This is a genomic window from Streptomyces sp. NPDC014864, from assembly GCF_043081525.1.
Lineage (GTDB): Bacteria > Actinomycetota > Actinomycetes > Streptomycetales > Streptomycetaceae > Streptomyces.
Genome location: NZ_JBIBWT010000001.1, coordinates 412,129 through 434,311, shown reverse-complemented (window position 1 = coordinate 434,311; position 22,183 = coordinate 412,129). Strand labels below are relative to the sequence as shown.

21 protein-coding genes are annotated in these 22,183 nt (G+C 71.3%); 7 read left to right on the top strand and 14 right to left on the bottom strand.

Features of this window, described 5'->3' with window-relative positions; genetic code table 11:
• Positions 1-122 precede the first annotated feature (122 nt).
• Positions 123-1,043, top strand: coding sequence for an AEC family transporter (locus tag ACF1A5_RS02095; protein WP_392190872.1), 921 nt, complete (start codon positions 123-125; stop codon positions 1,041-1,043).
• Between the two features lie 7 nt (positions 1,044-1,050).
• Here the strand turns inward: ACF1A5_RS02095 and ACF1A5_RS02090 are convergent, their stop codons facing one another.
• The 7 genes from ACF1A5_RS02090 to ACF1A5_RS02060 all read right to left on the bottom strand — a co-directional run bounded on the left by ACF1A5_RS02090 (position 1,051) and on the right by ACF1A5_RS02060 (position 8,258).
• Complete coding sequence (locus ACF1A5_RS02090; protein ID WP_392190871.1) at positions 1,051-1,224, bottom strand: hypothetical protein; 174 nt, start codon at positions 1,222-1,224, stop codon at positions 1,051-1,053.
• A 95-nt stretch (positions 1,225-1,319) separates the two neighbouring features.
• A complete protein-coding gene (locus ACF1A5_RS02085; RefSeq protein WP_392190870.1) occupies positions 1,320-2,603 on the bottom strand; it encodes a thymidine phosphorylase in 1,284 nt (427 codons plus the stop codon).
• A gap of 76 nt (positions 2,604-2,679) precedes the next feature.
• Positions 2,680-3,081 carry a cytidine deaminase gene (locus ACF1A5_RS02080; protein WP_392190869.1) on the bottom strand — a complete coding sequence of 134 codons (402 nt, stop codon included), beginning with the start codon at positions 3,079-3,081 and terminating at the stop codon, positions 2,680-2,682.
• Entirely contained in the window at positions 3,078-4,361 is a 1,284-nt protein-coding gene (locus tag ACF1A5_RS02075; RefSeq protein ID WP_392190868.1) for an ABC transporter permease, read from the bottom strand. The genes ACF1A5_RS02080 and ACF1A5_RS02075 overlap by 4 nt, the downstream gene beginning before the upstream one ends.
• Positions 4,361-5,488, bottom strand: coding sequence for an ABC transporter permease (locus ACF1A5_RS02070; RefSeq protein WP_392190867.1), 1,128 nt, complete (start codon positions 5,486-5,488; stop codon positions 4,361-4,363). Before ACF1A5_RS02070 ends, ACF1A5_RS02075 begins: the two co-directional genes overlap by 1 nt.
• Complete coding sequence (locus ACF1A5_RS02065; protein WP_392191197.1) at positions 5,485-7,011, bottom strand: ABC transporter ATP-binding protein; 1,527 nt, start codon at positions 7,009-7,011, stop codon at positions 5,485-5,487. Before ACF1A5_RS02065 ends, ACF1A5_RS02070 begins: the two co-directional genes overlap by 4 nt.
• Before the next feature lie 191 nt (positions 7,012-7,202).
• On the bottom strand, positions 7,203-8,258 hold the full coding sequence (locus ACF1A5_RS02060; protein ID WP_392190866.1) for a BMP family protein: 1,056 nt from the start codon (positions 8,256-8,258) through the stop codon (positions 7,203-7,205).
• A gap of 496 nt (positions 8,259-8,754) precedes the next feature.
• On the opposite strand from ACF1A5_RS02060, the gene ACF1A5_RS02055 reads away from it, so the two are divergent.
• On the top strand, positions 8,755-9,102 hold the full coding sequence (locus tag ACF1A5_RS02055; RefSeq protein WP_392190865.1) for a hypothetical protein: 348 nt from the start codon (positions 8,755-8,757) through the stop codon (positions 9,100-9,102).
• A gap of 92 nt (positions 9,103-9,194) precedes the next feature.
• Here ACF1A5_RS02055 and ACF1A5_RS02050 read toward each other — a convergent pair whose 3' ends face one another.
• From ACF1A5_RS02050 to ACF1A5_RS02030, 5 genes are all read right to left on the bottom strand, one after another.
• On the bottom strand, positions 9,195-10,433 hold the full coding sequence (locus ACF1A5_RS02050) for an amidohydrolase (protein ID WP_392190864.1): 1,239 nt from the start codon (positions 10,431-10,433) through the stop codon (positions 9,195-9,197).
• Positions 10,434-10,832: 399 nt separating this feature from the next.
• The gene (locus ACF1A5_RS02045; RefSeq protein ID WP_392190863.1) at positions 10,833-12,029 is read right to left on the bottom strand and encodes a hypothetical protein; all 1,197 of its coding nucleotides are present in this window, start codon (positions 12,027-12,029) and stop codon (positions 10,833-10,835) included.
• Between the two features lie 43 nt (positions 12,030-12,072).
• Positions 12,073-13,011, bottom strand: a complete 939-nt coding sequence (locus ACF1A5_RS02040; RefSeq protein ID WP_392190862.1) for an N-acetylneuraminate synthase family protein — start codon at positions 13,009-13,011, stop codon at positions 12,073-12,075.
• Between the two features lie 14 nt (positions 13,012-13,025).
• Positions 13,026-14,330 carry a cytidylyltransferase domain-containing protein gene (locus ACF1A5_RS02035; RefSeq protein ID WP_392190861.1) on the bottom strand — a complete coding sequence of 435 codons (1,305 nt, stop codon included), beginning with the start codon at positions 14,328-14,330 and terminating at the stop codon, positions 13,026-13,028.
• Positions 14,331-14,362: 32 nt separating this feature from the next.
• Positions 14,363-15,700, bottom strand: coding sequence for a DUF6716 putative glycosyltransferase (locus tag ACF1A5_RS02030; RefSeq protein WP_392190860.1), 1,338 nt, complete (start codon positions 15,698-15,700; stop codon positions 14,363-14,365).
• A gap of 199 nt (positions 15,701-15,899) precedes the next feature.
• Between ACF1A5_RS02030 and ACF1A5_RS02025 the strand changes: the two genes are divergently transcribed.
• The 5 genes from ACF1A5_RS02025 to ACF1A5_RS02005 all read left to right on the top strand — a co-directional run bounded on the left by ACF1A5_RS02025 (position 15,900) and on the right by ACF1A5_RS02005 (position 21,065).
• Positions 15,900-16,877 (top strand): glycosyltransferase family 2 protein, encoded by a 978-nt coding sequence (locus tag ACF1A5_RS02025; RefSeq protein ID WP_392191196.1) that lies wholly within the window; start codon positions 15,900-15,902, stop codon positions 16,875-16,877.
• The gene (locus tag ACF1A5_RS02020; RefSeq protein WP_392190859.1) at positions 16,874-18,211 is read left to right on the top strand and encodes an alpha-2,8-polysialyltransferase family protein; all 1,338 of its coding nucleotides are present in this window, start codon (positions 16,874-16,876) and stop codon (positions 18,209-18,211) included. Before ACF1A5_RS02025 ends, ACF1A5_RS02020 begins: the two co-directional genes overlap by 4 nt.
• 120 nt (positions 18,212-18,331) lie before the next feature.
• Positions 18,332-19,516 (top strand): acyltransferase family protein, encoded by a 1,185-nt coding sequence (locus ACF1A5_RS02015; RefSeq protein WP_392190858.1) that lies wholly within the window; start codon positions 18,332-18,334, stop codon positions 19,514-19,516.
• A gap of 160 nt (positions 19,517-19,676) precedes the next feature.
• Entirely contained in the window at positions 19,677-20,588 is a 912-nt protein-coding gene (locus ACF1A5_RS02010) for a class I SAM-dependent methyltransferase (RefSeq protein WP_392190857.1), read from the top strand.
• 33 nt (positions 20,589-20,621) lie between these two features.
• Complete coding sequence (locus tag ACF1A5_RS02005; RefSeq protein ID WP_392190856.1) at positions 20,622-21,065, top strand: hypothetical protein; 444 nt, start codon at positions 20,622-20,624, stop codon at positions 21,063-21,065.
• On the opposite strand, the gene leuE is transcribed toward ACF1A5_RS02005, so the two are convergent.
• The gene (gene leuE / locus ACF1A5_RS02000; protein WP_392190855.1) at positions 21,040-21,705 is read right to left on the bottom strand and encodes a leucine efflux protein LeuE; all 666 of its coding nucleotides are present in this window, start codon (positions 21,703-21,705) and stop codon (positions 21,040-21,042) included. The genes ACF1A5_RS02005 and leuE overlap by 26 nt on opposite strands.
• A 65-nt stretch (positions 21,706-21,770) precedes the next feature.
• Entirely contained in the window at positions 21,771-22,175 is a 405-nt protein-coding gene (locus ACF1A5_RS01995) for a hypothetical protein (RefSeq protein ID WP_392191195.1), read from the bottom strand.
• Positions 22,176-22,183 lie beyond the last annotated feature (8 nt).

The following is a 22,183-nucleotide window of genomic DNA, read 5'->3' as shown; positions in this document are numbered from 1 at the left end:
GGCCGGGGCCGGCGAAGATCACATTGACCTGCCGCCCTCCCGCCCCGGAGGGTTTGCCGGATGGGCCGCGTATCTGCTCCGACCGGGATCTCCGCGGGCCTCCCGACCGGGAAGGGGGCCGTGTGCGGGGGGTGCTGAGCGGGTTCGCGGTCATCGCCGTCGTCATCGGCGTCGGCTATGTGATCGGGCGGCGCGGTTCCCTGGGCCCGCACGCCCGTGAGGTCCTCACCAAGCTGGCCTTCAGCGTGGCGTCCCCGGCCCTGCTGTTCACCACGCTGGCCCGGGCCGACCTGTCGGTGATCTTCTCCAGCCGCCTGCTGGTCACGGCGATGAGCACGGCGGCCGTCGCGGGCGTCTTCGTGGCGGTGGGGGCGGTACGGGGCTGGGGCGTGGGCCGCACCACGATCGGCGCCCTGTGCTCCAGTTACGTCAACTCGGGCAACCTCGGCATCCCGATCGCCGTGTACGTCCTGGGGGACGCGTCCCTGGTGGCCCCGGTGCTGCTGTTCCAGCAGATCATGGTCACGCCGCTCGCGCTGACGGTCCTGGACCTGTCCGGCGGGGGCGAGAAGGGCCCGCTGTGGCGGCGGCTGCTCACGCCGTTGCGCAACCCGATCGCGGTCGGCTCACTGACCGGCGTGCTGGTGTCGGCGACCGGCTGGACGGTGCCGGGCCCGGTGATGGCGCCCCTGACCCTGATCGGGAACATGTCCGTCCCCGCGGTCCTGCTGGCGTACGGCATCTCCCTGCGCGGCAGCGCCGCCCCCGGCCGGGGACACGACCGCCACCTGGTCCTGCTCTCCGTCGCCCTGAAGTCGGCGGGCCAGCCGCTGGCCGCCTGGGCGCTGGCCTCGGGAGTCTTCGGCCTGCACGGCGCCCCGCTCCTGGACGTGGTGGTCACCTCGTCCCTGCCCGCCGCCCAGAACCTGTTCACCTACGCGAGCCGCTACCGCGTCGGCGAGTCCCTGGCCCGCGAGTCGATCCTGCTGTCGACGATCCTGTCGGTGCCGGTCCTGGTGCTGGTGGCGGCGCTGCTGGGATGACTGCACATCAGCGGCAGGGGAACACAGTGTCGTTGTGCTCTTCGGACGGCGGTGGTGACCCGGTGATGATCGCCTCGATGATCTCCACCTTGCTGACCTCAGGCCATGCCATCTCCTCCCAGAACCGGACGAGGTCGTCCCAGCTCTGCCCGGGGTCGTGGCTGACGGTGAGTGCCCTCATGGCGGTCTCCTATCGGTGCGTCACCGGTCCCAGCCTGCCGAACGGGACCGGCGCAGGTCCACCGATCCCGTTCACCCGAATGGAGAAACGCCAGGTCAGGCGATACGCTCCAGCACCACGGGGGAAGCGGTGAAGTCCGTGCCGGGGGTGGCGATGTCGTAGGAGCCCGCCACCGCCTCCAGCGCGTACGCGAAGCGCTCCGGGGTGTCCGTGTGGAGGGTCAGCAGGGGCAGGCCCTCGGTGACCGGGTCGCCGGGCTTGGCGTGCATCTCGACGCCCGCGCCCGCCTGCACCGGGTCCTCCTTGCGGGCGCGTCCGGCGCCCAGGCGCCAGGCGGCGACGCCGATGTCGTAGGCGTCCAGGCGGGTCAGGACACCGGATGCCGGGGCCGTGATCACGTGCTGTTCGCGCGACGTCGGCAGCGGGGCGTCCGGGTCGCCGCCCTGGGCCGCGATCATGCGGCGCCAGACGTCCATCGCGGAGCCGTCGGCGAGGGCCTTGGCCGGGTCGGCGTCCTTCAGGCCGGCCGCGTCGAGCATCTCGCGGGCCAGCGCGAGCGTCAGCTCGACCACGTCCGCCGGGCCGCCGCCCGCGAGGACCTCGACCGACTCGCGGACCTCCAGCGCGTTGCCCGCGGTCAGCCCGAGGGGGGTGGACATGTCGGTGAGGAGCGCGACCGTCCGCACCCCGTGGTCCGTGCCCAGGCCGACCATCGTGGAGGCCAGTTCGCGCGCGTCCTCGAGGGTCTTCATGAAGGCGCCCGTGCCCACCTTCACGTCCAGGACCAGCGACCCGGTGCCCTCCGCGATCTTCTTGGACATGATGGACGAGGCGATCAGCGGGATGGCCTCGACCGTGCCGGTCACGTCGCGCAGCGCGTACAGCTTCTTGTCCGCCGGGGCCAGCCCGTCACCGGCCGCGCAGATCACCGCGCCGACGCCGTCCAGCACGGACAGCATCTCCTCGTTCGACAGCAGCGCCCGCCAGCCCGGGATCGACTCCAGCTTGTCCAGCGTGCCGCCGGTGTGGCCGAGGCCCCGGCCGGAGAGCTGGGGGACGGCCGCGCCGCAGGCCGCGACCAGCGGGGCCAGCGGCAGCGTGATCTTGTCGCCGACGCCGCCCGTGGAGTGCTTGTCCGCCGTCGGCCGGGACAGGGAGGAGAAGTCCATGCGCTCGCCGGAGGCGATCATCGCGGCGGTCCAGCGGGCGATCTCCCGGCGGTCCATGCCGTTGAGCAGAATGGCCATCGCGAGCGCGGACATCTGCTCGTCGGCGACCTCCCCGCGGGTGTACGCGTCGATGACCCAGTCGATCTGCTCGTCGCTGAGCTCGCCGCGGTCCCGCTTGGTGCGGATGACGGAGATGGCGTCCATGGCCATGGCGTTCCTTCCGGGGTTGCGAAGGTGCGCGGCCCCCCTGAGCCAGGACGATCGACTCAGAGGGGCCGCACGGGAGTCACTTGGTGAGATGGTCCGGGCCGAAGGCCTGCGGCAGCATCTCCGACAGCGGCAGGATCCCCACCGGGGTCTCCACCAGCAGGTTCGGCCCGCCGAACTCGTACAGCAGCTGGCGGCAGCGGCCGCACGGCACGAGGATCTCGCCGCCTCCGTCCACGCAGGTGAAGTGGGTCAGCCGGCCGCCCCCGCTGTTCTGCAGCTGCGACACGAGCCCGCACTCGGCGCACAGACCGAGCCCGTACGAGGCGTTCTCGACGTTGCAGCCGGTGACCACGCGTCCGTCGTCGACCAGGGCCGCGACGCCGACCGGGTAGCCCGAGTAGGGGGCGTACGCGCGGGACATCGCAGCCCGCGCCTCCTCGCGCAGAGCCGCCCAGTCGAAGGTCGCGTCCGCGGTCACTTGCCCTGTCCCTTCCGATAGCGCATGCCGTCCGCCTTGGGCATCCGCAGCCGCTGGGCGGACAGTGAGAGCACAAGCAGCGTGACGACGTAGGGCGTGGCGCCCACGAAGTCGCTCGGGACCTCGTCGGTGAACAGATACCAGACCAGGACGAGGGCGCCCACGATCAGACTGATCGCGCCCTGCCACAGGGCGGTGCGGTACAGCTTCCAGCCGGCGAGGACCACGAGCAGGACGACCAGCAGGAGCAGCAGCGCGTGCACGGTCGTACCGCCGTTGCGCAGCTGAAGCGCGTCGGAGTAACCGAACAGGGCAGCGCCCATGGCCACTCCGCCGGGACGCCAGTTGCCGAAGATCATCGCCGCGAGGCCGATGTAACCGCGCCCGCCGGTCTGGCCCTCCAGGTATGTGTGCGAGGTGACCAGGGCGAGGAAGGCGCCGCCGAGCCCGGCGAGGCCGCCGGAGACGGCCACGGCGACGTACTTGTACTGGAAGACGTTGACGCCGAGCGACTCCGCGGCGATCGGGTTCTCGCCGCAGGAGCGCAGCCGCAGCCCGAACGGGGTGCGCCACAGCAGCCACCAGCTGCCGACGAACAGCAGCACGGCGAGGACCGTCACGACGGACAGGTTGGTGATCAGACCACCGAGGATGCCCGCGAGGTCGGAGATCAGGAACCAGTGGTGCTTCTCGACCGCCTGCAGGGCGTCCGAGAGGCCGGGCACGGTGACGTGAGGCAGTGAGTCCACGGGCGGGGACTGCTTGGGGTTGCCGCCCGCCTCCGTCGCCTTGCCGTTGGCGAAGAAAAGCTTGGCGAGGTACTGGGTGGCGCCGAGGGCCAGCAGGTTGACCGCGACACCGGAGACGATGTGGTCCACGCCGAAGGTGACCGTGGCGACCGCGTGCACCAGGCCGCCCAGGACACCGAAGCCGATTCCGCACAGCAGGCCGAGCCAGGGGCTGGACTGCCAGCCGATCCAGCCGGCGCCGAAGGTGCCGAGGATCATCATGCCCTCGAGACCGATGTTGACCACACCGGCCCGCTCGGACCACAGGCCGGCGAGACCGGCGAGACCGATGGGCACGGCCAGGCCCAGCGCGGCCCCGACCTGTCCGGCGGAGTCGAGCTGGTTGGCACCGGTGACGACGCGGACCGCGGCCACGAGCATGAGCGCGCCCGCGGCCAGTATGAGGAGCTGGCCGGTGGAGCGGCCCTTGGGTGCTCGGGTGTCCGCCTTGGGCGCCGCGGGCGGCGGCGCGTCGGTCATCGTGGCAGTCATCACGCCACCTCCTGCTTCTTCATCGGGGCCGCGGCCTGCGCGGCGAGTTCGGCGCCGACCCGCTGCTGCTGGCGCTTGAGGCCGTAGCGGCGGACGACCTCGTAGGCGATCACGACGCACAGGACGATGACGCCCTGGATCACGCCGAGGATCTCCTTGTCGTAGCCCTGGAACTCCAGGTGGTTGGTGGTGCGCTCGAGGAAGCCCCACAGGAGGGCGCCGAGCGCTATGCCGATCGGGCTGTTGCGGCCGAGCAGTGCGATGGCGATGCCGGTGAAGCCGATGCCCGCCGGGAAGTCGTTACTGAATTGGTGACTGTCGTTGAGGAGGGTCGGCATGCCGATCAGGCCGGCCACCGCCCCTGAGATGATCATGCTGGTGGCGATCATCTTCTTGACCCCGACACCGCTCGCGGCGGCGGCGGAGTCGGACTGGCCGACGGTGCGCAGGTCGAAGCCGAACCGGGTGCGGCCGAGCACGAACCAGTACGCCACGCCGACGATCACGGCGATGAAGATGAAGCCCCACAGCAGACCGGCCGGGCCGGTGTCGATGCTGAAGAAGTACGAGGCCGACGGCAGCGGCTTGGTGGAGACGACGGTGCCGCCTTCTTGGAGCTCGGCCAGTTTCCCGGGCTGCAGCAGGTAGGCGATGATCGCGGTGGCGATCGAGTTCAGCATGATCGTCGAGATGACCTCGCTGACGCCTCGCGTCACCTTGAGGATGCCCGCGATGGCCGCCCACAGGGCGCCGGTCGCCATGGCGCAGGCGATGATCAACGGGATGGCGATCCAGCCGGGGACGGTCAGCGCGCCGCCGAGGACGGCTGCGACGAACGCGGCGAGCCGGTACTGGCCGTCGACACCGATGTTGAACAGGTTCATGCGGAAGCCGATGGCCACCGCGACACCCGCCAGGTAGTACGTCGTCGCCTTGTTCAGGATGTAGACCTGGCTGTCGCTGGCGGAGCCGTAGGTCACCATGTCGCTGAAGGCGTCGCCCGGGTTCTTGCCGGTGGCGAGGATCACCAGGGTGGTGATGACGAGCGCGGTGACGATCGCCAGCAGCGGCGCGGCGATGCCGAGGAACAGCCGCTCCTTGTCGATCCGTGAGGTCAGCTTGTTCATCGGTCGTCGTCCTCTGTGTGCTCCAGGTGGCCGGAGGCCGCACCCGTCATGGCGGAGCCCAGCTCTTCGGGGGTGATGGTGGCGGGGTCGGCGTCGGCGACCAGGCGGCCGCGGTACATCACGCGCAGGGTGTCGGAGAGGCCGATGAGCTCGTCCAGGTCGGCGGAGATCAGCAGCACGGCCAGGCCGTCGCGGCGGGCCTCGCGGATGTGGTCCCAGATCGCCGCCTGGGCGCCGACGTCCACACCGCGGGTGGGGTGGGCGGCTATGAGCAGTTTCGGCGAGTGGCTCATCTCGCGGCCGACGATCAGCTTCTGCTGGTTGCCGCCGGACAGCGAGGCGGCGGTCACCTCGATACCGGGCGTGCGCACGTCGTAGGCCTCGACGATGCGCTCGGTGTCGGCGCGGGCGGCCTTGATGTCGAGCAGTCCGCCGCGCGAGTTGGGGCGCTCGGTGACATGGCCGAGGATGCGGTTCTCCCACAGCGGCGCCTCGAGGAGCAGGCCGTGGCGGTGGCGGTCCTCGGGGATGTAGCCGATGCCCGCCTCACGACGGCGGCGGGTGGGGATGTGGGAGATGTCGTCGCCGTCGAGCGTGACGACGCCGGCGTCCGGGTCGCGCATGCCCATGATCGCTTCCACGAGCTCGGACTGGCCGTTGCCCTCCACACCGGCGATGCCGAGGACCTCGCCCTTGTGGATGGTGAAGGAGATCTCGTCGAGGACGATGCGCTCGACGCCGTCGAGGTCCTTCTGCGCCAGGTGCAGCCCGTCCACCCTGAGCATCGGGGCGTCCGTGACGGTGGATTCCCCGGTCTCCGGCGTGGGCAGTTCGCTGCCGACCATCAGCTCGGCGAGCTGCTTGGGGGTGGTGGTGCGCGGCTCGACCGTGCCGACGGTGGTGCCGCGCCGGATGACGGTGATCTCGTCGGCGACCGACAGCACCTCGCCCAGTTTGTGGGAGATGAAGATGACAGTGAGGCCCTCGGCCTTCAGCTCGCGCAGGTTGCGGAAGAGGGCGTCGACCTCCTGCGGCACGAGCACTGCGGTCGGCTCGTCCAGGATGAGGGTCTTGGCGCCGCGGTAGAGGACCTTGAGGATCTCCACGCGCTGGCGGTCGGCCACCCCGAGCTCCTCCACCAGGACGTCGGCCCGGATGTTCAGCCCGTAGGAGTCGGAGATCTCCTTGATCTTCCTGCGCGCCTTGGCGCCGATGCCGTACAGCTTCTCCGCGCCGAGGACGACGTTCTCGAGGACGCTCAGGTTGTCGGCGAGCATGAAGTGCTGGTGCACCATGCCGATGCCGCGGGCGATGGCGTCACCGGGGTTGTGGAAGGTGACCTCTTCGCCGCCCACGGTGATGGTGCCCTCGTCCGGCTGCTGCATGCCGTAGAGGATCTTCATCAGGGTGGACTTGCCGGCGCCGTTCTCACCGCAGAGGGCGTGTACGGTGCCCGTGCGGACCGTGATGTCGATGTCGCGGTTGGCGACGACGCCGGGAAAACGCTTGGTGATGCCGCGCAGTTCGACGGCAGCGGGAGGGCTGGACGCGTTGATGGCGCACTCTCCTCGGGGGAAGGGGCTGCAAGGGGGAGGGCAGGCGTCGGCGACGCTAGCGCGACAACTCCGCACTACGCGCGTAGAGTTGAGGCATTGTTATGGCTCGGCGGGGGAAGGCCCCCCGCCGAGCCCGAGGTCCGAGCGGATCCGTCAGGTCACGGAGTGGTCTTGACCTTGATGGAGCCGTCGACGATCTTCTTCTTCGCAGCGTCCAGCTTGGCCTGGATGTCGTCGATGAAGCCGCCGCTGGTGGACAGCGAGACGCCACCCTTGGCGAGCGAGTAGGAGTTGGTGCCGGTCAGCGGCTTGCCGTCGTGAACGGACTTGACGAAGTCGTAGACACCGACGTCGACGTTCTTGACCATCGAGGTCAGGATCGAGTTCTTGTACTTGGCCAGACCAGGGATGTTGTACTGGTCGGAGTCCACGCCGATGGCCCAGGCGCCCTTGACGCCGTTGACGGCCTCGATCGCGCCGTTGCCGGAGGAGCCGGCCGCCGAGTAGACGACGTCCGCGCCGTTGTCGAGCATGCCCTGCGCGGCCTCCTTGCCCTTGTCGGGGCTGGCGAAGCCGGAGGTGTCCGAGCCGTGGCTCAGGTACTGGGTGTCGACCTTGATCTTCGGGTTGGTGTCCTTGACGCCCTGGACGTAACCCGCCTCGAACTTCTTGATCAGCGGGCTGTCGACACCGCCGATGAAGCCGACGTGGTCCTTCTTCGTCTTCAGCGCGGCGGCGACACCGGCCAGGTAGGAGCCCTGCTCCTCCGTGAAGGTGATGTTGTCGACGTTGTTGCCTTCCACCACGGCGTCGATCAGGCCGAACGAGGTCTTCGGGAACTGCTTCGCGACCTTGGCGACGGCGGGGGCGTAGGTGTAACCGACCGCGATGATCGGGCTGTAGCCGGCCTGAGCCAGGTCCGTGAGGCGCTGCTCACGGTCGGCCGGAGTGTCCGAGGACTTCGCGGTCAGCTCCTTGATCGAACCGCTGAACTCCTTCTCGGCCTTGTCGGCGCCGCGCGCGGCGGAGTCGTTGAAGGACCTGTCACCCCGCCCGCCGACATCGTAGGCGAGACCGATCTTGACACCCTTGCCGCCGCTGGAGGAGGGCGACGAGGCGTTGTTCTCGGAGGACGTGCTGCCACAGGCGGTGGCAGAAAGGGCGAGAGCTGCGGTGGCGAGACACGCAGCGGAAAGCTTGGCTACCCGGCGCACGGGAAGGCTCCTTCACCTGACCTGAGCGCCATGTCGGCGCTTGATGTGAGCACCATGCCGGTGCTCGGGCCGAGCGCTCCGACGGCATCGGCTTCGCGGCATCGTAACGCGCGTAGATGTCAGAAAAACACCCTTCACAAGGCCGTTATCGATTCGAGGCAAACACTGTCTGAACTCGGAGTCTGAGGCGCCTCGGGCCGTCGTCGCAGACCGTGTGCGAATGGCTCACGACGGTGTTGCGCCGGACGACGGAGCGACTCTCACCGAGACCACCGCTCTCGAGGTGGGCCCAGCTCCCCCCCACCCGGAAGCGCCAGGGCGGTCGCTTCCCACACGGTGATCACAGACACTGCCCGGCGGGCGCCTCACGTCACGCAGGCGCAGGCGAGCTGTGATCGAAAACCGTTGCAACCCCCTTACCCCTTGGTTAAGTTGAGCCCGAGGATCTTCGGCCATTGACCAAGGCCGATCATTTGGGATCACCAGGGGGGAACTCTTGAATTTCCGTAAGGCCATCTCCGCCGCGGTCGGCGTGGGCGTCACCGCCGGCACCGCGCTCGTCCTCCTGACGGCCACGCCTGCGGCCGCCAGTTCCACGTGCACCACGTGGAGGTCCTCCAACGGGGGAACCGCGTACGGCAAGTGCACCGGGGGCAACACGCGCTTCAGCCAGCACCGCGTCTGGGCCGTGTGCGTGGGCCCGAACGGCCACACGTTCAACCTGGAAGGCAACTGGGTGAACACGCGCAAGGGTCAGACCTCGCATGCCACCTGCAGCTCGGACCCGGGACACAGTGGCGTCGCCGTCCTCAAGATGAAGATCGAGACCGACGAGCCCCTCTGATCGGCAGAGGTAAGCCGCTTTTCGCTCCAACGGCATGAGTCGGGCCGTCCGGTGTCACGCCGGACGGCCCGACTCATGCGGCCGCACGTGGTTCAGGCCTCCCTTGAGGGCACCGCATCCAGGAAGGCGGCCGCCGTGAACAGCTCCACGCCCACGGTGATCGCGGACTCGTCGGCGTCGAAGTCGCCCTGGTGCAGATCGCGCACGGTCCGCTCGCCCGGGGTGCGCACCCCGAGGCGGGCCATGGCGCCGGGCACGTGCTCCAGGTACCAGGAGAAGTCCTCGCCGCCGAGGCTCTGCTCGGTGCCCTCCACCGACTCGGCGCCCCGCCGGGCCGTCATGGCGTCCCGGAGCAGTTCGGTCACCCCGGGGTCGTTGACCACCGGCGGCACCCCGCGGACGTAGGTGATCTCCGACTTGGCGCCGTGCAGGTTGGCGACCTCGTCGATGGCGGCGACCACGATGTCGGGCGCCTGCCGCCAGGCCGCGATGTCCAGGCAGCGCACCGTCCCGGCGAGCTCGGCGTGCTGCGGGATGACGTTCGGGGCGTGGCCGGACTCGATCCGTCCCCAGGTCACGGCGAGCCCGGCCCGGGTGTCGACCCGCCGGCCGACCAGCGCGGGCACGTCGGTCACGACGCGCGCGGCGGCGGTGACCAGGTCCGTGGTGAGGTGCGGCCGGGCGGTGTGCCCGCCGGGGCCGTCGAGGGAGACCTCCAGGCGGTCGCAGGCGGAGGTGATGGGCCCGTGGCGCAGGCCGACCTTGCCGGCGTCCACCCGGGGATCGCAGTGCACGGCGAGGATCCGCGCCACCCCGTTGAGGGCACCGAACTTGATCACCTCGCCGGCGCCGCCGGGCAGCACCTCCTCGGCGGGCTGGAAGATCAGCCGCACGGGCCGGGGCAGCCGCCCCTGCCGGTGCAGGTCGGCGAGCACCAGCCCGGCGCCCAGCACGACGGTCGTGTGCACGTCGTGTCCGCAGGCGTGGGCGCGGTCGGGCACCGTGGAGCGGTAGGGGCACTCGCTCTTGGTGTCCGGGATGGGCAGGGCGTCGATGTCGGCCCGCAGGGCGAGGATGTCCGGCCCGCCGTCCCACGTGTCCACACCGATGTCGCAGACCAGTCCGGTCCCGCCGGTGAGCACCCGTGGCGTGAGCCCCGCCTTCTCCAGCCGTGCCTTGATCGCGGCGGTGGTACGGAACTCCTGGTTGCCGAGCTCCGGGTGCATGTGCAGGTCGCGGCGGAAGGCCACGAGCTCGGCGTGCAGCGCCTCGGGCAGCGCGCCGGGCAGGGCGGCATCGGTCGGCAGATCGGCCTCGGACTGTAGGGACATCAGTTGCTTCACCCTCTGAAGGGTAGGACGCCGGAGCGGTCGGCTGACCCTCGATCAACAAAACTTCAACCCGTTAGGGGAAGAAAATCCGACCGCACGACGCATGGGGGTCGTCTGGGATGGGTAAACTCGCCCGCCTTTCCGCCGAGTGATCGCGAACTCCCCGGGAGCGGCGGCGAACCCACTCCGCACCCGTCCACTGTCTCTCTCCACGCATACCACGTCACACGGGGAGCACGCCGGTCTGTTCACTTTCCGGACACCGCGAGGGGCTTGCGTCCGTCATCCGCCCGCCGTCCGCGGCACGGCGCCGCGACACCGCCGGCGGGGCGCCGGGCGTGGGGGGCGGGCGTGGGGGGCGGGGCGGCCCTCGGCGCGCATCGGGCGGGAGCGGCGGGTTCAGGCCGTCGTGACGGCTGCCAGACGGTGCACGTCGCGGGCGGTGCCCGTGACGCCCGACAGGAAGCCCTGGGCGCGGGGGGACGCCGTGGCGGTGAGCCAGGCCGGGTCGATGTCGCAGACGGCGACCTTCACGTCCGTGCCGGTCAGCGCCAGGGGCAGGGTGTGCACGACGGTGGAGGGAAAGCTGAGCACCGTACGGCCGATCGGGCCACGACGGGCGATCACCTCCAGCGGCAGCTCGGGCCGGACGATCTCCAGGCCGGTCTCCACCGCCAGCCGGTGGAGCTTGTCCGCGCTCTCGCGGCGGTGGGCGAAGTAGCGGGTGGCGCCGTGGGTCCGGGCCAGGGTGCGGACGGCGTTCAGGTACCGCTCGCCGTCCACCACGCCCGTCTCGACGAGCGAGGTGCCCACCAGGTCGGCGCCCGCGCTGATGCGGGGCGGCCCGAAGCGGGCCCGGGTCCAGGCGAAGTCGTTCGCCGTGACGGTCACGCCGTCCGGGGTCTCCTCGATCGGCATCGAGGAGAAGACCTCCACCCGGCGGCTCGCGCTCGGCGTCAGACGGCGCCGGGCGGCGCCCGAGACGGGCGCGAAGAGGAGGTCGCGGGGGCCGGGACGGCCGCCCTTGCGGTGCCAGCGGACCAGCCGCTCGCCGCGGGCGAGCTGGGCGACGAACTCCATCGTCGCCGTGCCGTCGTCGACCACCACGAGATCGCGCGCCCGGGTGATGGTCAGCAGCAGTTGCACGTAGCGGGAGAACGGGTCGCCCATCACGATCCGCTCGGCCCGGCGCAGCAGCCGGGTCAGGCCGCCGATGGTCTGGAACGGCGCCGCCGGCCCGCCCCGCGCCTCCTCCCAGCGGACCTCGTGGCCCTCGTCGCGGGCCAGTTCGGCCATACGGCGCAGCTGGCCGCGGGTCATGGGGTCGGTCGGGGACAGGACGACGAGGGTGAGATCCGCGCCGGCCGCCGACGGGCCGGCCGCAACGGCCGCGCCGCGGGCCCCGGTGGCACCGAGGTTCGCGGCACGCCTCGCCCGGGCCGGTACGGGCCCCGTGCCGGAGGCCTCGCGGCCTTCGCCGAGGGAGCGGGCATGGGCCCACTCCAGCACGTTGAGCAGTTGTACCGGGCTCTCCACGAAGGCGAGGGTGCGGGAGCCGTGGGGGGTGGAGCCGGCGGACCCGGCGCGGAGGCTCATCGAGGTACGACCGTCCCGTCGTCAGGGGTGCGGGTGCTCGGTCTCAGACCGCCACCGGCTCGCCCGCCGCCGCGGCGATCTCCGCCTCGGCGACGACGCCGGGGACACGGCGGAGCTTCTTCATCGGGCCGAGCTCGGACTCGTAGACCTTCTTCACGCCGTCGCCCAGCGAGGCCTCGATGGTGCGGATGTCGCGCACCAGGCGCTGCAGGCCCTGCGGCTCCACGGAGGCGGCCTGGTCCGAACCCCACATCGCGCGGTCCAGGGTGATGTGGCGCTCGACGAAGGTGGCGCCGAGGGCGACGGCGGCCAGCGTGGTCTGCAGGCCGGTCTCGTGGCCGGAGTAGCCGATCGGGACGTTCGGGAACTCCTTCTCCAGCGTGTTGATCACGCGGAGGTTCAGCTCGTCGGCCTTGGCCGGGTAGGTCGAGGTGGCGTGGCACATGAGGATGTTGTCGCTGCCGAGGACCTCGACCGCGTGGCGGATCTGCTTCGGGGTCGACATGCCGGTGGAGAGGATGACCGAGCGGTTGGTGGCGCGCAGCGCGCGCAGCAGCTCGTCGTCCGTGAGGGAGGCGGAGGCCACCTTGTGGGCGGGGACGTCGAACTTCTCCAGGAAGGCGACGGCCTCGGTGTCCCACGGGGAGGCGAACCAGGCGATGTCCTTCTCCTTGCAGTACTCGTCGATCTGGCGGTACTCGTCCTCACCGAACTCCACCCGGTGGCGGTAGTCGATGTAGGTCATCCGGCCCCAGGGGGTGTCGCGCTCGATGTCCCACTGGTCGCGCGGGGTGCAGATCTCCGGGGTGCGCTTCTGGAACTTGACGGCGTCGCAGCCGGCCTCGGCGGCCACGTCGATCAGCTTGAACGCGTTCTCCAGCTCACCGTTGTGGTTGATGCCGATCTCGCCGCAGATGTAGACCGGCTTGCCCGGGCCGACCTCACGCGAACCGAACATGCGCTGGCGGGAGTTGGTGCTCATGGCAGAGAATTTCCTTACTTGGTGAGGGAATCGAGAGAGGGGCCGAGGATCCAGCTGGCGATCTCTCGGATGGCGCCGTCACCGCCGGGGACGGTGGTGACCGCGCGTGCGGCGCCGCGCACGACGTCGTGGGCGCTCGCGACCGCCACGGGCCAGCCGACGAGGGCGAAGCACGGGAGGTCATTGACGTCGTTGCCGACGTAGAGCACGCGCTCCGGCGCGATGCCCTGCTCCTCGCACCACTGCTTCAGTGCGAGGTCCTTGCGGTCGATGCCGTGCAGGACCGGGAGCTTCAGCTTCCGGGCGCGGGCGGCGACCACAGGGTTCTGCTCCGTGGACAGGATCAGCATCGTCAGGCCGCTGCGCCGCAGGGCCGCGATGCCGAGTCCGTCCCCGCGGTGCACGGAGACGAACTCGCGTCCGTCGGAGTCGATCAGCACCCGGTCGTCGGTCTGGGTGCCGTCGAAGTCGAGAACTACGGCGTCGATGTCGTCGTAGGTGGGGAGGGCGCCGGGCCTGTCCGCGTCGAAGAGCGGGGCCAGGGCGCGGGCGCGCGCGAGGTCGTGCGGGTCGTCGACCTCCAGCACGCGGGCGGGGTCGGTGCGCACCAGTTCGGTGCGGCCGAAGAAGCGGTGCCGGTGCTCGCGGAAACCGGCCGCGTCCATCGCGTAGGCGGCGCCGGTCTCCAGCAGGTCCTGGGGGCGGTCCTGGCGGCGCGGGCGGAAGGACTTGTCGTGGTTGACGCCGTAACCGCCCTCGGTCTCCGTGGAATTGGCGAGGGCCACCGCGCCGCCGACGGCCGCCGCGGAACGCGTGCCGCCGACCGCCGGGTCGTCGGCCGCGTCCCGCCAGACGAAGCCGTGGAAGGGCGCGACGGTCACCGCGGTGTCGGCCCCGTGCTCGACGACCGCCGCGGCCACCCCGTCGACGTCCTCGCGCAGGAGGAAGGGGCTGGTGCACTGGACGAGCAGGACCGCGTCGACCGGGGAGCCGTGCAGCGCCTCGTGGGCGTCCAGGGCGTGCAGGACGGCGGCCTCGGAGGTGGCGGTGTCGCCGGCGATGGCGGCCGGGCGCAGCACCACCTCGGCGCCGGCCTGGCGGGCGGCGGCGGCGATGGCCTGGTCGTCGGTGGAGACCACGACATCGGTGACCAGCCGGGCCGCGCGGCACTCGCGCACGGCGCGGGCCACCAGCGGTACGCCGCCCACCGGGGCGAGGTTCTTGGCGGGCACGCCCTTGGAGCCGCCCCGTGCGGGGATCACCGCGAGCACGCGGCGCACCGATGCGCGGGGGCCCGTCTCCGGGTTGGCGTTGGACATGGGCTGCACTCCTTGACGTGGGACGCGGTCGCTCACAGCTCCCCCATCCGCCGGATCACGGGCGCCACGCGCTGGACGCCGTGGCGGTAGGCGCCGCGGGCGGCGCGCCGGACGATCTGCCGGACCGGTCCGGGCTCCCGGTCGGCGGCCGGGGCGCCCGGAAGCGGGCTGCCGTCGGGGCCGAGGTGATGGCGGGCGAGGATGCCGGGCAGGTAGCCGGGGGCGGTGACGGACGTGTAGTAGGGGGCCAGCGGCGGCAGTCCGCCGGGCCGGTCGAGCAGCTCGGCGATGCGCTCGCGGGCCTGGTCGAAGGCGGTGGCGTAGCCGCCGTCGGCGGCGACGCCCTGCCGGGCCACCCACTCCTCGTCGGCCGTCGGCCGGTGTCCGGCGTCGAGCTGGTCCCAGGAGGCGAGGCAGCCGGAGCCGACGAAGTGGTGGTTGCCGAGCACCTCGCGCACGCCCAGGTCGGTGAGGACGACCGTGGGGATACGGCGGTGCAGCGCTTCGAGGGCGGCCGTGGAGCTGATGGTCACCAGCAGGTCGGTGCGGTCGAGGACCTCGCCCATGTGCCCGTACACCAGGCGGAAGTTGGGCGGCAGGTCGGTCTTCTGCGCCAGCCTCTGGTACGGCAGTTCCTCCAGGTGCGTGGTGTGCTCGCCCGGCCTCGAGCGCAGCTTGAGCAGCACCTCCCGCTCGGGGTGCCGGCGGGCGTGCTGGACCAGGCGTTCGAGCAGGTACGTACGGTCCCGGCGGTTCTCCGGGACGGAGGGTTGGGCGGCGAACACGACGGTGCAGGGCTCGTGTTCACCCGTGTAGGGGGCGCCGCCGAGGAACGGCAGGGCCACCTCGGTGACCGCCGAGGCGTCGGCGCCCACCCCGTCGTACACGGCCCGGAAACGCTCCGCGTCCTGGCGGGAGTTGGCGAGCACCAGGTCGGCGCCGTGACGCAGCAGCAGGCCGTCGGCGAGCTTCTCGTAGACGACGCCGACGTAGCCGGTGACGACGACGGGCCGCCGGGTGCGGCCCTTCCAGGCCTGTCCGAGCCCGTGCAGCATCGCCTGCACACCGCCGCCGACCAGGGCGAGCACGAGGACGTCGTAGGGCTCCTCGCCCGCGGCGTCCTCGCCCATGGCGCGCAGGAACTCGACGGCCGTCACCTCACGGAGCGAGTCGGCGCGGACGCCGACCTCCGTCAGCTGACGGGCGGTGGGAGTGGCGCGGCCGCGCAGGAGATAGCCGTCGAGCCGGATGTCCGATTCGGGGGAATCATCGGCGGCGATGCGGTTCGCGGTGAGCGCGCCCCATTTCCACCGGGTGTCGGAATCCGCGAGAACGGCTACTCGCAGGACCTTCGTTGCACTTACTGGCACGTCGAAGACCGTAGGAAGGCATTTCTAGGTTCGGCCCAACCCGATCTCAACAAACGGTTAACAGCGCATCGACGAATGGCGAATCGGGGCCCGATCGACCTGGGAAAAGGCCGGGTTCACGGCATCGCCACGCGCCGTTCACCGATCATCAAGCCACAGGTAAAGACGGATGACGGACCCGGCATTTAACGTCGACGCCGTGGTCAAGCTCTCCGTCATCGTGCCGTTCTACAACGTGCAGCAATACGCACCCGACACCTTGAAGAGCCTGCGCGCGAACGCGCGTGAGGACTTCGAATTCATCCTCGTCGACGACTGCTCGCGCGACGAGACCCCGGACATTCTCGCGCGCGCGGAGCGCGAGCTGCCGGGCGCGGTGTGGGTCAGACACGAGAAGAACGGAGGACTGGCGACCGCGCGCAACACCGGCATCGACAGGGCCCGCGGCGAGTACCTGACGTTCCTGGACGGCGACGACTGGCTCGCCCCCGGGTACTACCCGCGGCTGCTGTCCTTCATCGAGGAACTGGGGTGCGACTTCGTGCGCACCGACCATGTGCACTGCACCGCGCGGGCGCGCGGCATCACCCGTGTGCCGCACGGCCGGCGCGGCGTGGTGATGAACCCGCGGGACGCGATACTCCCCGCCGACCGCTCCACCTCGGTCGACTACCCCTACGCCTGGGCGGGCATCTACCACCGCCGGCTGGTCGACCGGGGCCTGCTGCACTTCACCGACGGCCTGCGCACCGCGGAGGACCGGCCGTGGATCTGGAAGCTGCACCGGGAGGCCGAGTCCTTCGCGGTGGCCGGTCTGCTCGGCGTCCACTACCGGCGCGGTGTCGCCTCCTCGCTCACCCAGATCGGCGACGTCCGGCAGCTCGATTTCATCCGGGCGTTCGACCAGGTCATCGAGGAGACGGCGAAGGACCCGGAGGCGGAGAAACTGCTGCCCAAGGCCGTCCGCACCTACTGCGCGATCATTTCGCACCACCTGGGATCCATCGAAAGGTTCGAGCCGCCCGTGGCACGGAAACTGAAGTCGCTCAGCGGGGCCGCCCTGCGGCGGATGCCGCAGGCCGTCCTCGAGGAGGCGCTCGACTCCATGGACGTCCTGCGCGCCACCCGGCTGCGCAGGGTGCGCCGCCGCGCGACCGGCACGGGGGTCGCCGCGTGAGCACGCAGATCTTCCTGGCGTCGACGCTCTACGGCACCGCCACGCTCGCCGCCGCCCTCGACTCCGACTGCTTCGGCCCCGCCGACCGCCGCATCCTGCTGGTCTGCAACAACGCGGCCACGCCGGAGACCACCCCGGGCCTGGACGAGATGCCGGGCTTCGAGCGGCTGCGGGACCGGTTCGACGACGTGGTGTCGTGGAACGAGACCATCTCCCCCTTCCACCCGGGCGGCTGGTCCCCGCGCGCCGACGACGTCCCGCTGTGGGAGCGGCACCTCAGGCTGCTGTGGAACCTGGGCGACGATCCGGTGGAGCTGGCCGTGGAGTCGATCCAGGTCAATCCGGCGCTCGGCGTCGCGCAGATCTTCACCGGCGCGCCCGTCACCGTCTACGCCGACGGCCTGATGAGCTACGGCCCCACCCGCAACAAGATCGACCCGCTGGTCGGCACGCGCATCGACCGGCTGCTCCACCTGGACCTGGTGCCGGGCCTGACGCCCGTACTGCTCACCGAGTTCGGCGTCGCACCGGAGATCGTGCCGACGGACGCCTTCCTGAAGGTGCTGGCCGACATCGGCGACACCGGCGGCGAGCTGCCCCGGATCGAGGGCGAACCGGCGCTGCTGCTGGGCCAGTACCTCTCCGCGCTGGAGATCCTCACCCCCGAGGAGGAGGAGCAGCTGCACGTGAGGATGCTCCGGGGGGTGGTCGAACTGGGCCACACCGAGGTCGTCTTCAAGCCGCACCCGTCGGCGCCGGCGCGCTGGTCGCGGGCGCTGGAGCAGGAGGCGGAGAAGCTGGGCGCCGACCTCACGGTGCTCGACACGCCCGTCCTGGCCGAGGTGCTCTACCAGCGGATGCGTCCCGCGCTGGTCGTGGGCTGCTTCTCGACCGCCCTGCTCACCGCCTCCGCGCTGTACGGACTGCCGGTCGCGCGCACCGGCACCACGACGCTGATGGAGCGCCTGGCGCCGTACGAGAACAGCAACCGGGTGCCGGTGGCGGTCGTCGACGCGCTGCTGCCCGACCTGGGCGACCGCGCGGCCGTCACCGAGCAGCGACGGGGCATGGACGTGGCGGCGCTGACCGAGCTGGTGCGCACCGTCTCCTACGCGATGCAGCCGAAGATCTACCACGGTCTGCGCGCGGAGGCGGAGCGGTACCTGGCGCGGCACCTGTCCCCGCACACCTGGCGCTACTTCAAGCGCCGCCGCCTCACCTCGCTGGCCCTGCCCGGGGCCGTCCCGGCGCAGCTCGCCTTCATCCCGCGCAACGCGACGGTGCGACGGATGGCCCGCCGGGCCCGGGCGCTGCGCCGGGGTGTCAGGAGCTGACCCGGGCCGTGTGCCCGGCCGAGCCGGCCGTGCGCCGCGCACCACGCCCCTGCCCCACCACCGGGTGGGGGGCGTCGCGGCGCCGGCGCCCTGTCCGCCCCCCGACCAGAAAGCCCTGGGATGAACGTGTCCGACCAGACCATGGCCCCGGCACGCCCGGCGCCCACGCCGCCCCCGGGGGCCACCGCCGTCCTGACCGCGCCCGGCCCCTCCGTGCCGGGGCCGCGCGGCGGCGACGACCGGCTGCGTTCCCTGGACGGCCTGCGGTTGCTGGCGGCCCTGATGGTGTGCCTGTACCACTTCACCGGACGCGGCGGCACGATCGCCGCCTCCTGGCACCAGTCCCCCGGCCGGATGTTCCCGACACTGTCCCAGGCCGCGGTCTACGGCTGTCTGGGCGTGCAGTTCTTCTTCGTCATCAGCGGTTTCGTGATCTGCATGAGCAGTTGGGGCCGCAGCCTCGGCGACTTCTTCCGCTCCCGGGTCGCCCGGCTGTACCCGGCCTACTGGGTGGCTCTGCTCCTGGTCGGCGGGGCGAGCCTGGTCCTGCCCGTCGTGCTGCGACCGGTCCGGTTCGACGAGTTCCTGGTCAATCTGACGATGCTGCAGCAGCCGATGGGCGTGCCGCGGGTGCTCGGCGTGTGCTGGACGCTGTGGGCGGAGGTGCGCTTCTACGCCCTGTTCGCGCTGTGCGTGGTGTGGCGGGGCGTCACCTACCGGCGGGTGGTGATGTTCTGCGCGGTGTGGACGCTGGCCTGCGCCCTCACACAGATCGCCCGCAATCCGGTGCTCGACCAGCTGGTGATGCCCGAGTACGCGCCGTTCTTCGTCGGCGGCCTCGCGCTCTACCTCGTCCACCGCTTCGGGAGCTCCCTGATGCTGTGGGGGATCGTGGCGATCTCCTGGCTGCTGGGCCAGCACTGGGCGACGGTGGAGCTGTGGCACCCGGGTGCCCACGGCGGCATCCCCCGCAGTCCCTGGGTGATCCAGCTGGTGGTGGCGCTCGCCTTCGCCTCGGTGGCGGCGGTGGCGACGGGCTGGACGCGCTGGGTGAAGGGCCGCTGGCTGACGGTCGCGGGGGCGCTGACGTACCCCTTCTACCTGGTGCACGAGCATCTGGGCTGGGTGGTCATCCGGGTGCTGCACCGGCGCTTGGGACTGCACCCGTATCTCACGCTGCTGCTCGCGGTGGCCGGTCTGCTGTGCCTGGCGTGGCTGATCCACCGCTTCGTGGAGCGGCCCCTCGGGCCGCGGCTGAAGCGCGCGCTGGTCACCCGCAGGCCATCTACCGACGGCCCGCGCTGAAGCGGAAGTTGGGCCGGAGTTCATCCGGCGGCGGGTTCGCGGATCCGTGGTCGGGCAGGTGCCGGGGGAGTTGCCGCGACCGGCCACGGCCCGACCGCCTCGGGGCGTTTCCCCCGGTCGCTCCGCCACCCGCCCCGTCCCCGAGGGAGCGTTCATCCTCATGACCACCGCACCCGACACCGCCCGCCTGCCCCACCGGCTCGACGACGTACCCGGCTGGTTCCCCGTCCTCGACCAGGTCCTCTTCGAATGGCTCCTGAGCCGGCAGGAGTCCGCGGGACTCGGCGGCGACCTGCTGGAGGTCGGGGTCTACCTCGGCAAGAGCGCGATCTTCGTCGGCCGCCATCTGCGGGCGGGCGAGCGCTACACCGTGTGCGACCTCTTCGAGGGCGACGCGCCCGACGACGCCAACCGGGCCGAGTCGACCAAGTCCTACGGCACGCTGACCCGGCGCGCCTTCGAGCAGAACTACCGCGCCTTCCACGACGAGCTGCCCCGCGTCCTGCAGGGCCCCAGCTCCCTGGTGCCGGCCCAGGTGGAGCCCCGCTCCTGCCGGTTCGTCCACATCGACGCCTCCCACCTGTACGAGCACGTGCGCGACGACATCGGCGCCGCCCGCGAGGCGCTGAAGCCCGGCGGGGTCGTCGTCCTGGACGACTTCCGCTCGGAGCACACGCCCGGTGTCTCCATCGCCGCCTGGGAGGCGGTGCTCAACCGGGGCCTGAAGCCGATCTGCCTGAGCACCCAGAAGCTCTACGGCACCTGGGACGACCCCGAGCCGGTCCAGGAGGAGCTGCTGGCCATGGCGCGCGAGCGGCGGGACTGCCACCTCAGCGTCCAGCAGGCCGCCGGGCACCGCATCATCCGCCTCAAGTCCAAGGACATGAAGGCCCCACCGTTCCCGCCCTCCCGATACGCGGGCCCGCCCGTGCCCGCCCTGCACCGCGCCCCCACGACGCCGCCGGCACCCGCCACTGCCTCCCTCAGCCGCAGCCGCGGCCGCCGCATCGCCGTCGACCTGCTGCCACCGGCCCTGACACGAGCCTTGCGCAACGCCCGCCGCTCCGGCTGATGGCTGCCGCGTGCCGGTTCAGCTCATCCCGTAGTGCGCCTCGATCCCGGCGACGGCCAGCGCCAGACCCTCCTAAGGCGACCGCGCAACCAGGTCTGGGCCACCGGGAGTCGTCGCTGGAGCACGGAGGGCCGCACCGCGCCGGGGCCGGTCGTCGCCGGTGACCGGGCGCCGGACGGCACGGTGGACGGCGTGCGGCTCTTCGAGCCGTTCCGGGGGCCGCACTGGACTCTGCTGGCTCCGGACGCACCGGCAACCGGCGCCGAGACCGACGCGGTTCATGTGCTCGCCGGTCCCGCCCCCGCGTCGTACGGCACCGGCCTGTTCCTGGTCCGTCCGGGCGGTCACGTCGGCTGGGCCGGAAGCACGGAGGCGGGGCTGACCGAGTACCTCGCGCGGGTCGGGCTCCGCCGGCCCCGCGGGCGGTCGTACGGGCGCAGCGGCGCCACCGCTACGCGCTGGCCAGGGACAGCTTGACGGCGAAGCCGAGGAACAGCGCGCCCGCCGCCGACGTCGTCCACGCCGACAGGCGCCTGCGGCGGCGGAAGGCGGCGGCCAGCCTGGTGCCGCCGAAGATCAGGGCGCTGAGGTAGAGGAAGCTCGCCAGCTGGGCGAAGGTGCCGAGGACGACGAAGGACAGGGCCGGGTAGGCGTACCCCGGGTCGACGAACTGCACGAAGAAGGCGACGAAGAACAGGATCGCCTTGGGGTTGAAGAGGCTGACGACGAGCGCACGGCGGTAGGGCCGCTCGTCGGCCCGGTCGCGGGTGGCGGCCGGGCCCTCCTCCAGGTCCTCCAGGACCTGCTCCCGCCGCGTCCGCCACATCCCCCAGGCGGCCCGCAGCATCCCGATCGCCAGCCACGTCAGATATCCGGCGCCCGCGTACTTCACGATTCCGAACAGCACCGCGTTCGCCTTGAGCAGCGAGGCGACCCCGGCGGCCGACAGCGTCATCAGCACGGTGTCCCCGCACCACACGCCCGCCGCGGCCGTGTAGCCGGCGCGAATCCCGCGCCGGGCGGCGACGGACAGCACGTAGAGCGAGTTGGGCCCGGGGAGCAGCACGATGAGGACGAGGCCCGCCAGGTAGGTGGGGAGGTCGATGACGCCGAACATGAGATGGAGTGTCGCACGCGGACACCGCACCCCGGTCGCGGATTTCGGGGGGCGAGACGGGTGGGTCAGCCGTCGCCGTCGAGGAGGGCGTCGACGGACAGCTCGAGGGTCACACCGACGGACTCCGGCACGGGGACGGACTGGCCGCCCAGGCGGAAGACATGGGGCGCGTAGCAGTTCTTCTCGACGAGTGCGTCCTTGAAGTCGGCCTCGACGAGGGAGAAGTCGGGAACCGCGTAGTCGTCAGGGCCGGTCGGCAGCCACAAAGCGATCCCGGAGAGGTACTTGGGCCCTGCTTTTCCGGCCTGGGCCCTTGAGAACTCTTCGACGAGCCAGGTCAGCGTCTCTTGACGCGAGCCATCCGGCGGCGGTGTCACGACGATGCTCCCGTTGAGGATCCCCACCCGGTGCCCGGGCAGCTCCTCCCAGAGCCGGTCGGCAGCATCGGCAAGCGACGACTCGTGCAGCATCACAGCCA

What these genes read in the sequence shown, in the direction of transcription:
- ACF1A5_RS02090 (WP_392190871.1), bottom strand. Translation starts at nt 1,224, where the DNA reads ATGAGGGCACTCACCGTCAGCCACGACCCCGGGCAGAGCTGGGACGAC.
- ACF1A5_RS02085 (WP_392190870.1), bottom strand. Translation starts at nt 2,603, where the DNA reads ATGGCCATGGACGCCATCTCCGTCATCCGCACCAAGCGGGACCGCGGC.
- ACF1A5_RS02075 (WP_392190868.1), bottom strand. Translation starts at nt 4,361, where the DNA reads ATGACTGCCACGATGACCGACGCGCCGCCGCCCGCGGCGCCCAAGGCG.
- ACF1A5_RS02070 (WP_392190867.1), bottom strand. Translation starts at nt 5,488, where the DNA reads ATGAACAAGCTGACCTCACGGATCGACAAGGAGCGGCTGTTCCTCGGC.
- ACF1A5_RS02050 (WP_392190864.1), bottom strand. Translation starts at nt 10,433, where the DNA reads ATGTCCCTACAGTCCGAGGCCGATCTGCCGACCGATGCCGCCCTGCCC.
- ACF1A5_RS02045 (WP_392190863.1), bottom strand. Translation starts at nt 12,029, where the DNA reads ATGAGCCTCCGCGCCGGGTCCGCCGGCTCCACCCCCCACGGCTCCCGC.
- ACF1A5_RS02040 (WP_392190862.1), bottom strand. Translation starts at nt 13,011, where the DNA reads ATGAGCACCAACTCCCGCCAGCGCATGTTCGGTTCGCGTGAGGTCGGC.
- ACF1A5_RS02035 (WP_392190861.1), bottom strand. Translation starts at nt 14,330, where the DNA reads ATGTCCAACGCCAACCCGGAGACGGGCCCCCGCGCATCGGTGCGCCGC.
- ACF1A5_RS02015 (WP_392190858.1), top strand. Translation starts at nt 18,332, where the DNA reads ATGAACGTGTCCGACCAGACCATGGCCCCGGCACGCCCGGCGCCCACG.
- ACF1A5_RS02010 (WP_392190857.1), top strand. Translation starts at nt 19,677, where the DNA reads ATGACCACCGCACCCGACACCGCCCGCCTGCCCCACCGGCTCGACGAC.
- leuE (WP_392190855.1), bottom strand. Translation starts at nt 21,705, where the DNA reads ATGTTCGGCGTCATCGACCTCCCCACCTACCTGGCGGGCCTCGTCCTC.
- ACF1A5_RS01995 (WP_392191195.1), bottom strand. Translation starts at nt 22,175, where the DNA reads ATGCTGCACGAGTCGTCGCTTGCCGATGCTGCCGACCGGCTCTGGGAG.